The 13,055-nt window shown below is 56.4% G+C and carries 9 protein-coding genes; all 9 read left to right on the top strand.

Features of this window, described 5'->3' with window-relative positions; all coding sequences use genetic code 11:
- Positions 1 to 27 precede the first annotated feature (27 nt).
- The 9 genes from OPIT5_23270 (at position 28) to OPIT5_23230 (ending at position 13,043) form a co-directional block, all read left to right on the top strand.
- Positions 28 to 681 carry a hypothetical protein gene (locus OPIT5_23270; GenBank protein ID AHF94673.1) on the top strand — a complete coding sequence of 218 codons (654 nt, stop codon included), beginning with the start codon at positions 28 to 30 and terminating at the stop codon, positions 679 to 681.
- The gene (locus OPIT5_23265) at positions 663 to 2,807 is read left to right on the top strand and encodes a hypothetical protein (GenBank protein ID AHF94672.1); all 2,145 of its coding nucleotides are present in this window, start codon (positions 663 to 665) and stop codon (positions 2,805 to 2,807) included. Before OPIT5_23270 ends, OPIT5_23265 begins: the two co-directional genes overlap by 19 nt.
- Positions 2,804 to 3,685 (top strand): hypothetical protein, encoded by an 882-nt coding sequence (locus tag OPIT5_23260; protein AHF94671.1) that lies wholly within the window; start codon positions 2,804 to 2,806, stop codon positions 3,683 to 3,685. The genes OPIT5_23265 and OPIT5_23260 overlap by 4 nt, the downstream gene beginning before the upstream one ends.
- 834 nt (positions 3,686 to 4,519) lie before the next feature.
- Positions 4,520 to 5,617 carry a hypothetical protein gene (locus OPIT5_23255; protein ID AHF94670.1) on the top strand — a complete coding sequence of 366 codons (1,098 nt, stop codon included), beginning with the start codon at positions 4,520 to 4,522 and terminating at the stop codon, positions 5,615 to 5,617.
- 8 nt (positions 5,618 to 5,625) lie between these two features.
- The gene (locus OPIT5_23250) at positions 5,626 to 6,948 is read left to right on the top strand and encodes a hypothetical protein (protein ID AHF94669.1); all 1,323 of its coding nucleotides are present in this window, start codon (positions 5,626 to 5,628) and stop codon (positions 6,946 to 6,948) included.
- Entirely contained in the window at positions 6,945 to 8,405 is a 1,461-nt protein-coding gene (locus tag OPIT5_23245; GenBank protein AHF92701.1) for a hypothetical protein, read from the top strand. The genes OPIT5_23250 and OPIT5_23245 overlap by 4 nt, the downstream gene beginning before the upstream one ends.
- A 52-nt stretch (positions 8,406 to 8,457) precedes the next feature.
- Positions 8,458 to 9,597 (top strand): hypothetical protein, encoded by a 1,140-nt coding sequence (locus OPIT5_23240; protein ID AHF94668.1) that lies wholly within the window; start codon positions 8,458 to 8,460, stop codon positions 9,595 to 9,597.
- A gap of 1 nt (position 9,598) precedes the next feature.
- On the top strand, positions 9,599 to 10,435 hold the full coding sequence (locus OPIT5_23235) for a hypothetical protein (protein AHF94667.1): 837 nt from the start codon (positions 9,599 to 9,601) through the stop codon (positions 10,433 to 10,435).
- Positions 10,436 to 10,481: 46 nt separating this feature from the next.
- Positions 10,482 to 13,043, top strand: coding sequence for a hypothetical protein (locus OPIT5_23230; GenBank protein AHF94666.1), 2,562 nt, complete (start codon positions 10,482 to 10,484; stop codon positions 13,041 to 13,043).
- Positions 13,044 to 13,055: the final 12 nt, after the last annotated feature.

Below are 13,055 nucleotides of genomic sequence, written 5' to 3'. Positions count from 1 at the left end.
AAGGAAGATCTGCGGCGTTCAGCTTGGATGTTTTCAGTCGGGGCGCTGGACGCTTATTTTTGCGACGCCTTCGCTGATTTAATCGCTAAGGTGCTGAATTGTAAACGCGAGGAATCAGGAGTTGATATCCCTGATAACCTAGAGAATTTGAAGATCCCGGTAATCGCAGTAATTTCGAGTGACCCATCTGATGGCTGGCGTTGGCGGCTCGCGGCTCGCGAGTTAATAGAAGATGATAACGTGCTTTCTTTTAAAAAAATAAAAGAGCTATTTAACCGATTCTTCCCTGATGGCCGAAAGGTGCTTTGCAACGATCACGTAGCAGATTGGATTCTGCACAAAGACTCCCGGCGGAGACTCTTCGGAATCAGCAGGACGGAATTCAGGAAGCTTGTAGATAAGCCTCGCAATATCGCCTTGGAGAACTCGAAGAAGCAGTTAGGTGAGCGATTTGAGTCCATTTTCCAGCGGCGGCACGACTGTATTCACAATTGTGACCGGCCTAAAGTCGCAATTCAACGTGCAGGAATCGATACCGCCGAAAAAGTAGAGAAGGTTATAGATGACATTTCTTTTTTCGTTAATCGCATGGACGAAACAATTATAAAGGAATTCAAGGCATATCTTAAGGGCTTAGGGTTTAGTGCCAAATTGAGAAATAAATGGACCCAAAACCTGTAGCCCCTTCCTCCGCCGGCCCGTCGCTCTCCGACCAGCACAAGGACTCTGTCCGCCGCTGGATCGGTCAGCTCCGCGCTTCGCTCCAAGATGACTTCGACGCCGCCTTGCAGCGTTACGGGTTCCGCCGCGATGGTCGCCACACCGCCGAATCCGATCTCGCGCTCCCCATGTCGGAGCTGCCGGTGCGGCGCGCCCTCGCCGCGCTCATCGAGCACGACACCAAGGCCGAGGGCACGCCCCAGCGCGGCTTCGATGCCGTCGTCCGCGAGCTCACCTACACCCTCGTCAACCGCCTCGTCGGCCTGAAGGTCATGGAGGCGCGTAATCTCCTCCGCCTCCGTCCGCCTGACGCACCCGCCGACGCCGCGCCCGAGCCCACCGAGGTGCTTACTCCCCAGCCGGGACAGGAGCGCTCCCGCTTCCTCCGCGATTTTCGTGCCGCCGGCGGTAGCCGCTACAAATACGAGGACGACGCCGAGGAGGCCCTGCTCCGCGACGGACTCACCGCCGCCTTCACCCAGCTCCATGCCGACCTCGGCCCCCTTTTCGCGCCAGACCACGACTACGCCTGCCTCTGGCCCAGCTACGCCGCCCTCAGCAACGCCCTCCGCCTCATCAACGACGGCCTGCCCCCCACCGCCTACCAGGCCCCCGACTTCCTCGGCTGGGTTTATCAGTTTTTCAACGTTGGCGAAAAAGACCGCGTCCGCGCCGAGAACAAGGGCACGCCCCGCAGCCCCTACGAACTCTCTGTCATCAACCAGTTTTACACCCCATCCTGGGTTGTAAAGGTTCTGGTCGATAACACCCTCGGCCGCCTCTGGGTGCAGATGCACCCGGACACCGCGCTTCTCCCCAAAACACCGCCACCGCTCCCCAGTGAGCGTCCGGCAGGCATGCCGCCCGTCGCCGATTACCTCGTTCCTCGCACCGGCGAAAAGATCCGCTTCCGCCGCGTCGAAGCCGATGGCTCCGTCTCGCCCTTCAAGCGGGTTCGCGACATCCGCTTTCTCGATCCCGCCTGCGGCACGCTCCACTTCGGTCAATACGCCTTCGGCCTCTTTTACCGGATGTATGAGGAAGAGATCACCCATGTCGGCCAACCCGGCTGGCCCGCCGAACCCTCCGTCGCGGACAAGCGTGACATCCCCGCCGCCATCCTGGAGCACAACCTCTGCGGCATAGACATCGACCCGCGCGCCATCCAGATCGCCACGCTCTCCCTCCTTTTCACCGCCAAGGAGGCCGCCCAGCGCGCCCGTTTCGATCCATCCACGATGACCGCCCGCCCGCGCAACGTCGTCCTCGCTCAAGCCGTGCAGGTGGACGCCGAACAACTGCGCGCCTTGGTTGATCGCGTCGGTGTCTCCCTCGGTTCACCCGAGCTTCGTCAGAAACTCTTTGACGCCCTCTGGAAAAATCTCCGCTACATCGGCGAACTCGGTGGCCTTATCCGCATGGATGACGATGTGTCGTCCATTCTGGAACAATGGGTCAATGAAAAGGCCGAGCAACAGGGCCTCACCAAACTCCTCAAAACCACCGAGCGTAAAAAAGATCAGCTTCAGTTCGGCGAATTGGTTGCGGATGTCGTTCGACAAAAAGCGGAGCAACAGGAACTGAAGCGCGTCCTCCTCGAAGACGAGGCTGCCCGCATCCGTGCCGAGCTGCTTGGTGGTCTCGACCAAGTTGCCAGCCAAGTCTCCGACAACCCCCGCCAGCGCCTCTTCGCCGAAGGCACCGCCCGCGGCCTTCGTTTGCTGGAGCTACTATCGGCACCCTTCGACGTCATCGTCATGAACCCGCCCTACGGCTCGTTCACCAAGCTCGAAAACGCGGAAGACGATAGGGCATTCAAAGCCTACCGCGAATCGGCCTTCCCCAACGGCTATCAAGACATCTACGCCGCCTTCATTGAGCGCGCCACCCAGCTCATCGAGCCTGAGGGCTACATCGGTGCTCTCGTCAGCTCCACGTTCAAAACCAACAAGGGCCACGCCAAGTTCCGCACGGAAATCCTGCTGAAACGAAATCCCATCGTCTGCATGCTCGATCTCGGCTTTGGCATCCTTGATGGAGCCACCGTCGAAGCCGCCGCACTTGTCCTGAGAGGAAACCCGCTATGAGCGAATCAACCCGCATTATCTGGCGCTGGGCGGAGCGGGACTACGGCTTCCGCTTTAAGGACGGCACGGGCAAGCGCGCTGCAGAATACTATCAGGCGCCCAAGCCGGGCGAGTTCTACACCATCCCGCCGTCCCAGAGAAAATGGCATAAGGACAAGATGGACGCGCTCTGCGCACTCATCACCAAACCGACCGCGCCCTCCATCGTGGCCAACCCGTGGCACGACTACGGTAATTCGGATTTGCAGCGCATCACCGCCCACGGCGGCGACCCCTGTCTGAATGTCGCCGGCTGCCTTGACCCCGCCGAACTCATCGACCGCGAAACTCATGGCGTGAATCGCGCCAAGGCGCTCATCGCCGATCTCGCTCAGCGTGACGAACCCGTCGCCATCACCCTCGATCTTATCCGCCAGATTCACTGCGAGATGCTGGGCGATATTTATCCCTGGGCCGGCGAATGGCGCACCGTTTCGCTTCATAAGGGTGAGGGTGCCACCCGTTGGCCGTTTCCGCCTTTCGGCATGGAGCCCGTCTTGGAAGAGTTCGCCCGTGATGTCCTCAGCCAGACTCCCTTCATCTCCGCCGACGATGACAAGGTCATGGAATTTCTGGCCCGTTTCTTGGGCGACTACCTCGCGCTTCATCCCTTTCGCGAAGGCAACGGGCGAAGCGCCTTCATTATCGGAGACCTCATCCTGCTCCAAAACGGACTCGCTACTCTCGACATCTATAACCGCAAACGCGACGAGGCCCGTTATTTTGAAGCCTGCGATGCCGCCCGGCTCTGCAATTACGCGCCTTTGACCAAGCTGCTCAAAGAATGGCAGGCCGAGCGCCAAGCCATCCTGGCACAACAACTCGGAGAACAGGAATAAGCCATGGCCAAGTTTAAGCGCTACGACGTCAAAAAGCTCCTCGCGAATCCCGATCTGCGCCGACATCTGATCGTCGAGGGCACCATTGCGACACAGGCTCGTGAAGGCATTGACGTCAGCCGCGAGCAGGTGGAAAATTCCTATTACGTCGTTACCGAGGGCGAACGGGCGTCTTTCTTTGGTTTGGTTCCCTTTCGAGGTGAAACCGGTGACAACGATGGCCGACACTTGGAATTCATCCGCACCTTGGCTAACTATCGCTCGCCCGTTCGCTCCGATGTGGCGCTGCGAGACTTCGCGACGATTGATGATTCTCCGTTGGCATATGATCGCCTCGCCCTTCTCGGATCATACTTTCGCAACAATCCCAAATTAGATCCGGCATTCGCCAATGGAGTAGTAGGATTGCAAACTTCTGATGATTGGCGATTTGTGCGCTGTTGGTGGGAAGTGTGTTTAAACGGTAAGGACACCGCTTCGCGATGGGTTCCATTTGCAAAAGGCGGAGACTACAGCCGGTTTTACTCTGATGTTTATCTAGTAGTTTTTTGGGAGAATGACGGAGTGTTGTTACGAAGCCACGATGGTGCATATATTCGAAATCCAGATTTCTACTTCCGCGCCGGCCTCACTTGGCCACGCAGGACTCAACGCGGATTCAGCGTTCGTCGCCTCCCCCCCGGTTGTATCTTTGCTGATAAAGGTCCCGGTATATTCACAAAGAAAGAAGGGCAGGAATGGTATCTTCTAGGCGTCCTCAATTCTGCGCCCGCTAATGCGCTACTACGCACTCTAATCTCCTTTGGCTCTTGGGAGGTAGGCGCGGTTAAGAAGGTGCCCATACCCGATGCCGCCGTGGCCGACCGCAAGCACGTCGGGACGTCGGCCGAAACCCTGCATGACCTCAAAGCCGCTTGGGATTCCGGAAACGAAATCAGCACGCGTTTTGTTCGCCCTTGGGTAATCCAGACTTCTATCTCAAACGAAGCCCTTACTCTTTCTGCCGCCCTCGACGCCGTGCTCGAGCGCGAATGCCAGCTGGATTCCACGCTCACGCAAACCTACTCCGACCTCAACGCCGCCGTTTATCGGCTCTACGGCATTCCCGACGGCATTCGTAATGACATCGAAGCTGCGGCAGGCACACTTCCCCCTGAACTCGTCTGGCCACAGATGGAGGGCAAAGACCGCGATCAGAAACGCCGCGAGCACGTGGACCGACTGCTCACCTACTTGGTGAAACAGATCCTCGAAGAAGACGAGGACCACCTCGTCTGCCTGCAACGCGTCGCTCACGAGCCGCCGCTCATCGAACGCCTCCGTGCCAAGCTCGCCGCCTGTTTCCCCAAGCAAGACCCGTCGTCCCTCGAAACCGAGGTCGTCAACGAACTCAAAAAGAAGACCAAGGGTTACCACCGAGCCGAATCCCTCGCCGAGTGGCTCCATGACGTCTTCTTCGAGACCCACAACGCCCTCTACCAGCAGCGACCCATCCTCTGGCACCTCGCCAGCAGCCAGACCCGCGCCGAGCCCGGCTTCGCCTGCCTCGTCCACGCCCACCACTTCGACGCCGACGCTCTCGCCAAGCTCCGCAGCGTCTATGTGAAGGACCGCATCACCGTCCTCAAACGCGAAGCCGCCCAAGCCGGCAACGACGGCAAAGCCGACCTCCGCCTCGACCTTCTCGCCCTCGCCGAGGAGGTGGAAGCCTACGATGCCAAACTCGCTCACCTTCAGGAAGGCGCCCACACAGGCCCGGCTAATGGCGACCGCGACTATCGCATCCTCACCCCGTGGAAAAAGCCGGAAGACCGCCCCAAGGGCTGGAATCCCGACATAGACGACGGCATCAAAGTCAACCTCGCTTCCCTCGCTCGCACCAAGCTCCTCCGCATCAACCTAAAACTCGGCACCACAGAGAGTGACGAGTAATTTATAGAATGTCGAAGATCATCCAAGACAGCACTCTCGTCGGTCGCCAAGGCGTGGCGCTGGTTGAGATCATTGTCTCCAAGATGAAGCACGTCTGGAATCCAACGACCGTGGACTCGGGCATCGACGGGGTAATCGAATTTCGCGACCCTAAAACCGGGGCAATGAGCAACACGATTGTCCAAGTCCAAATAAAAACCGGAGATTCCTATTTTAGGGCAGAAACCGACGAAGAGTTCACCTTCTACGCCGACCCGGAGGATCTTGAACATTGGCAAGGATCGAATACACCCGTAATTCTGATCTTATGCCGGCCGGACCAAGACATCTACTGGGTAGATGTAAAGCGAGAAGATATAATAGATCGAAGCGGCAAAAAGGCCAAGATTCGATTCCTCAAATCCGCCTCACAATTCACTATCGAGTGCGAGCCTCAGCTCCGATCCTTGGCCATTACCAAGCCTTGGGGTTTCCACCTCCAGCCCAAAGCCAAGAAAGAGGTGCTGACGCTGAACTTCATGCCGGTCACTTTCCCGGTTAATCGACTCTACATCGCTGAAACCGATGCAAGAAAGCCGAGACAAGTGGTGGACGCGGTCCTTGATGCGGGAGGCAAGCGCTGGGACATAGACAACTTTGTTTTAGGTAGTGAAAAAATCTATGCCTTGGCGAACTTGCGTGATCCTATTTTCGCTGGAGCTTGCGACCAAGCGACGATAGAGTCCGTCAATCTTGCTGAGTGGCTGGATGAAGAGCCTGCGCTGGGCCGCAGCCTTTTGCACGGCATGCTGGAAAGCATCTGCTACAATCACTTTGTAATATGGCGAAAAAGGGAAGAGATTTTCTTCTTTGAACCGACAGAAAGTGGCGACCCAAAGACCTTTCGCGTAGAAGGAAAGCGTCCTAGCTATCAAACAGTTTATAAGCAATATCTATCCAAAAAGGTTCCGGACAAGGTAAGTTACCACCGGCATCAAGCATTTGGGTTCCAGTTTCAGCAATTCGATTCCAAATGGCATCTCGCCATCACGCCAACCTATGTTTTTACAAGCGATGGATGGAAAACGCATCCTTACCACGAGGAATATTTAAAGAAAATCAACGAAATCGAAGGCCCTCCCGCCATCTTCAGCCGCCTAAAACTGTGGGCGTCAGTGTTGCAGCCGATTCAGGATCTATGTGCAACGAATTATCCGCACATGGAGCTTGGCCCTCTTTTGAAATTCGAAGTGGAGCGCGGCATCGACGATAAAAGCTGGAAACCAACCGCGCCGGACGATGATGAGGATTCTGCGCCAAACGAAACCGCCGAACTGGGATTGGAGATATGAAAATTGATTTTATCGAAGAGCCTCTGCTGGAGTTTGGTTTCGACCGTCATGTGGATATTCGTTACGGAATACAGAACCTCAACCCGTTTGATTATAAGGACAACAAGCGTCCGGCTTCGATTCGAGTCGGCTTCGTAGGAACTCAGCAGTCCATGACGGGAGCGTCCGCATGGATGGAAAGCTGCCGCAGTCCCATCGCCGGCAAGGAAAGCCGGAAGACCAATCTTTTCCCTGCCTTTCCCGGCTTTAACCCGGACTCCAGCTTCCGCGCGACCTTTGTTACAGACCCGACCGTCTGGGCGGCAATCCACCCTGGAGAGTTTGAGAAGCTGAAATCAAATACTTCCTACAACGCACGGATTGCTGCAGCTGTAGAGTTGTTTGTGGAGCGAATTGGCGATTTGCGAGAAAAGCGGGTGGATGTGGTTGTTTGCGCCATGCCGCTTGAGCTAATAACGCTAATGGCGGAAACCGGCGGAAAAGACTCCACGGAAACCACCGTAAATCTGGATGATGAGGACGACGTGAAAGATACGTCCAAGCATGATTTTCACGATCTACTCAAAGCCAGGTCTATGCTGACGGGCGTTCCCATTCAGGTCATACGTCCGGGCACATGGGATGAAAAAAATAAACGAAAGGAGTTGGACGAGCAGAGCAAGGGAAGGAAACTTCAAGACCCGGCGACCAGGGCATGGAATTTCTTTACGGCACTTTATTACAAGGCGGGAGGCATCCCGTGGCGGCTCCCTCGGAGCGAGTCCGACATCAGCACATGCTACGTTGGAATCTCTTTCTATTTTTCTCTGGAAAAGGATAAGCTCCTTACGAGCATCGCGCAGGTTTTTAATGAGCGCGGGGCCGGAGTAATCGTGCGCGGAAAAAACGCTAGCCGATCCAAGACCGACTTGCAGATCCACTTGGATTACGACTCAGCAAAGGATCTATTGCTCAACGCCTTGAAACGCTATAAACGCGAGCACCATAATCTGCCGGGGCGCGTGGTTCTTCATAAGACCTCAGGCTTCGATGAAAATGAAGTGAGCGGCTTTATCGCTGCATTGAACGAGCTGGATATCGACGCCTATGACTTCATTTACATAAGCTCGTCTTTTAATCGACTCTATCGGCCCAATTACTATCCCCCTCTGCGCGGAGCCTACCTTGAATTGGATGGCACCACAGCACTTCTTTACACGCGCGGCTCGGTTCCTTTTTATGAGGAGTATCCCGGGATGTATGTGCCGAAGACGCTCATGATTAAGCACGAACGATCGTGGGCGGATTTGAAGGATGTTGCCGGAGAGATTACTGCACTCACCAAAATGAATTGGAACAACACCCAGTTCGACAATCTCAATCCCATCACGATCCGTGCGTCCCGCCAAGTCGGCTCCATCCTGAAATACACTAGGCCACAGGACCAGATTGAACACCTCTACAAATTTTTTATGTGAGTTTCGTAATATTATTGCAATTCAAGCTCAGAATAAAAATTTACCTAAAATCATGAATGAACTGCCGCTTAACTCTTTTTTTGTCGCACAATTCCGAGGCCTTCGAGATTTAAGGCTAGAAGGGCTTGGCCGCATCAACTTGCTCGTCGGTGCCAACAACGCAGGCAAGACATCGACGCTCGATGCTCTCTCCCTTTTCTGCCGCCCGCTCGACTTGGCCAACTGGAGGGAAACGGCTCGGCGTCGAGATGTTAAATCATCCCGCACCCCGGAAACGGAACCCTTTAAGTGGTTGTTTCCACAATTCGCGGCCAGCAATGATCCCGCACCACACCGCATCTGGATCGAAGGGAGCGGTGCCTATGCAGGCAGAAAGGTAATATCCACTTACGACGAGTTTGAAGAATTTGGCCAAGAGCGGCTTCCGCTGGCCGATCCAGACGACACCGAAGAAGACAGTGATCCGGATCGCGGCCTAAAGATAAGTATTCAGGCCGATTACGCCCAGCGGATCAACGGTAACCTTCTGCCGACTGCCGATGGCCAGAACACCGCAGAACTCAGAATCGTCGATAATCGTCGCAACACCTACTCCACGGCGGTAGAAGATCCTTCAATCGCATCCGCTTTTATCTCCCCACATTCCCACCGCACCACCCAAGACACCAGTTGGTATTATGGCCGTGCCATAGAGCAGGAGAAAATCAACGAGACCTTCACGGCCGACGTTCTGGAGGTGATGCAACGCATTGATAAAGATGTAAGCGAAATCAATGCCGCCCCAAAGGGCAAAACAGGGATTTCGATTTCGGTTAAACATCGGCTTACTGGGCGAACACCCATTCACGCGTTTGGTGACGGTTTCCAACGCGCTCTATTGATCGCGTCGAGTATTCCTGCGGTGCGCAACGGCGTGCTGTTGATTGATGAACTTGAGTCGACGCTGCACGTCTCGGTGTTAGATTCGGTTTTATCCGTGCTCAAGTGGGCCGCCGAAAAATACAACGTTCAGGTCTTTGCCACCACCCATAGTTTGGAGGCGGTGGACTCGGTATTAAAAGCATTCGATAACACGCCGAACGATTTATGCGCGTATCGAATAAATCGAGACAACGGAAAGGCACTCGTTACGCGTTACCCCGGTTTATTGCTGAACGACACTCGTCGGGAGATGGGTTTTGAAATTCGCTAACATGGCTCGCCGCATTTCATTTATCGCAGTCGAGGGGCAACACGACGCCGCCTTTGTCGGTGCTCTCTTGCGGGAGGCGGGATTCCGTATTGTCACGTGGAAAGAGTTGAATCCCAAGGAGCCAGATTCACAGTTTCTAGATCCTGCCGCGCGGACGTTAGTGCCTGGGGGATTCCCGCACGAAAATAATTTATTAGCACGCGTCCCCGTTCCATTCTTTTGGCAGAAAAGTGACCATGTGGTCGCACTGCGGCCTGCCGACGGTGAAACCAAGCTCATAAGTAGTATTTTGATCGCGGTTCGCTCGATCCCACCAAATCAGTTTAGCGCAATCGGTGTAATCTTGGATGCAGATAAAAAGAAGACGCCGGTGCAGCGTCTGATCGCACTCAGGAAAGCGCTCGTCGATTACATCAAGCAGGCGGGCGTTAAAAATGTTGGATTTTCACTCCCCAAGAAACTGGATGCCTATCGAATTTTCCGGGCATCCAAGTGCGGAGTGTTTGTCATGCCCGATAATCTGAATGCGGGCACCGTGGAAGACCTGTTACTCGATTGCGCTTTGATCAATTACTCCAATCTGCAATCGGAAGCCGATAAGTATCTCAAGGCGATTGACCGCTCAATCTTGAAAAGTCGCGACCTCGACGAAATCACCGCGCCCGCTGGCGAAAAGAAGGCCTTGGTCGGGATTATCGGGTCGGTGCTGAAACCGGGTAAGGCGATCCAAGTGTCTATCTCCGACAATCGCTGGGTGAACGCCACGACCAAAGCGCAGCCGCGAGTAGCCACACTTCGCACCTTCCTCCGCGACCTGCTCAACGAACCCACAGTCTAATCCGCGCCCATCCGCGTAATCCGCGGTTAAAAATTCCGTCCGCTCCATGCTCGCCTCCGCCTTTTTCGCCCAAATCCAACAACGATTCTCCCACGAGAAGCGGGCGCGGGTCTGTGTCTGGTTCGATCCGCAGGAGGAGTTCCGCCGTCTACTCCCTGTCTTCCATGCGCATCTAGCCAAGAGTGCGCCCCAGACCGTTCACCTGCTCGCTTATAATCCCAAGGCCAAACACGGCCAAATCTGGCTCAAGCATCAGGTTTGGCTCCTCAGCCAGACCGATCCCGCCGCCAAATTCGTGCTCTATCTGCCATTGCCCAAGGAGCGCTGGAACGGCCCCGACGAGCGTGGCAAACACCACCTCGAACTTTTAACCGAATACCGCATTACCGGCACCGATTGGAAAGTCGGCGGCAAGCGCCCCTCACTCTTTAGTTTTCTCAAAGCCGCCGGTGCCGCATTGCCGACCGACCAGACCGAACAGCGCAAACTCACCGATGGCGGCCCGGATTCCCCCTTGGCCAAATACGCAGCTAAGTTCGCCACCAAGGCGCCTTTATTCTGGGAAGAGAGCCTCACCGCCGAACTGGCCCAGAGTCGCCTCGTCGGCGATGTTGACCAGCAGCTCCTTGATCTCGCGGTCGAACCCGAGACCGAGTGGACGGCGTTACAAGAGAAGGGCGTCCTCGACGAATTCCTCGCCGCTCTCACCGAGCGCCTCGGCTCCGTCCCGCAGACCGACAACCCGGTTCTCTGGGTTAAATCCCTGGTAGAACGTCTGGCCCTGACCGAGGCCTTCGTTGGCTACGGTGAGCCTGGCGATTTCCCCTTCGCCGACCGTTTGCCCCCGTCTCGTGACCGCGAGGCACACGTGGCACTCCTTCGCCGTTGGCTTCGCGACACCAACTGCCGCCCTGCTTGGGATCGCTGGATTGCCGAGATCGAACAACACGTCAACCTCACCGCCTGGGCCAAGGGCAAGACCGGGGCAGCTTACGGCTTTTCCCACCTCGTCAGCCTGCGCTGGCAGGATGCGGTAAAATCCGTCGTCACTGCCGCGACCAAGGCCGAAGGCTTTGGCGACTACTTGGCCGAAGAAGCTCCCTCGCTCCGCAGCGAGGCCGATTTTTCCCGTGCCAGCACTACTTCCGAGTGTGACTGGGATCACCTGCTCGGCGTGACCGAATTCGTCGCCAGTTGCCGAAAACTCCAATCTCTCATCCCCGAGGTGGGTTCAGCCGCCGAATGCGTGCGCCTCTACACCGATTTCGCCGAACGCGTGGACGGCCAGCATCTGCGCCTCAAGGCCGAGGCCGCCGAACTCGGCTTGGCCGACATCGGCCAGCTCTTGGATCGCACTTACGGCCAGGCAGCCAATTCCCTGAATCAGCGTTTCTTTGGATTTTATACCGCCACCGATTCGAATGACATCCCCGGCCTGCCCTTCGTCGCCAGCCACCTCGATGCCCACCTCTGGTCCGGCCACGGACGCCGGGCCGTGGTGATCGTGGATGCCCTGCGCTTCGACGTCTCCTATCAGCTCAAGGCCCAGCTCACCGGCTTCAACGTCAGCATCGACCCTCTGCGCGCCATGCTCCCCACGCGCACGCCTGTCGGCATGAGCGCTCTGCTGCCAGCCAAGTTTACCCCGACCTCGCTAAAAACTACCGGGGGCGAACTCCACCCGATCTACGCCGCCAAGAACCTCTCCATCCGCGAAAACCGGCTCGCTTTGCTGAAAGAGTTCGGGGCCGATACCCGCGAAATCACCGAGGTCGAGAATGCCAGGAAGCCAGGAAAGTTGCCCACTTTGCTCGTTGTTTACGGCCACGAAGAGGTGGACTCGATGGGCCATGGTGACGGCGAGACTCTGATCCGCCACGTGCAAAAGGAGCTGGAGCGCCTCGCCCGTGTGGTGCGTAAACTCCACCAATGGGGCTATGCCGAAGTCCACGTCGTCACCGACCACGGATTCGTCCTGCTCGATGAAGAGCACCTCCCGCCGGAAGTTCCTTTCAACAAGGACTGGGGTTCCGTTATCAAGGAGCGCTTCGCCATTATCCCGGCGGGCGTGGACGTGCCGATCAAGAGCAAGCCCTTCGCTTGGGATTTATCCGTCCGCGTTGCCCTGCCGCCCGGCCTGGCCTATTTCAAAAACGAAAAATCCTTCAGCCACGGCGGCGCTGCACTTCAGGAGATAGTCATCCCGCATTTGATTTCTCGCCAGCAAACTAAGCAGCAGAAAATCGGGGTCGAAGCCCTCATCGGTGGGGCGGGGGTAAACCTCTCCACCGCGGCGGTGAAAATTGTTATCCGTCCCGTAAACGTCGGGGAGAGTGGTGAGATGTCGTCCTTGGTGGCGCTGCCCCGTAACCTAGAGATCAATGTGCTCCGTGCTGCCGCAACCACCACCGGCTCGGTGCTTCCGCGCGGCGAAGCCAAAAAAGCGACGCTCAAGCCTGACGCCGAAGTGCCCGTCACGTTGTTCTTCGATTCCAAATTCACCTTCAAGCAGGGCGACACCCTCCGCTTGGAAATCCGCGACGCCGACACCGGCGAGCAATTCCCCGGCCCCGAGGGTATTGTCTTCCACGTCGCCCGCGACCTCTAACCTTTATTCTCA

The sequence above is a fragment of the Opitutaceae bacterium TAV5 genome (genome assembly GCA_000242935.3).
Taxonomy (GTDB): domain Bacteria; phylum Verrucomicrobiota; class Verrucomicrobiia; order Opitutales; family Opitutaceae; genus Geminisphaera.
Note: the sequence above shows the minus strand (reverse complement) of the source record. Positions and strands in the feature narration are given on the sequence as shown.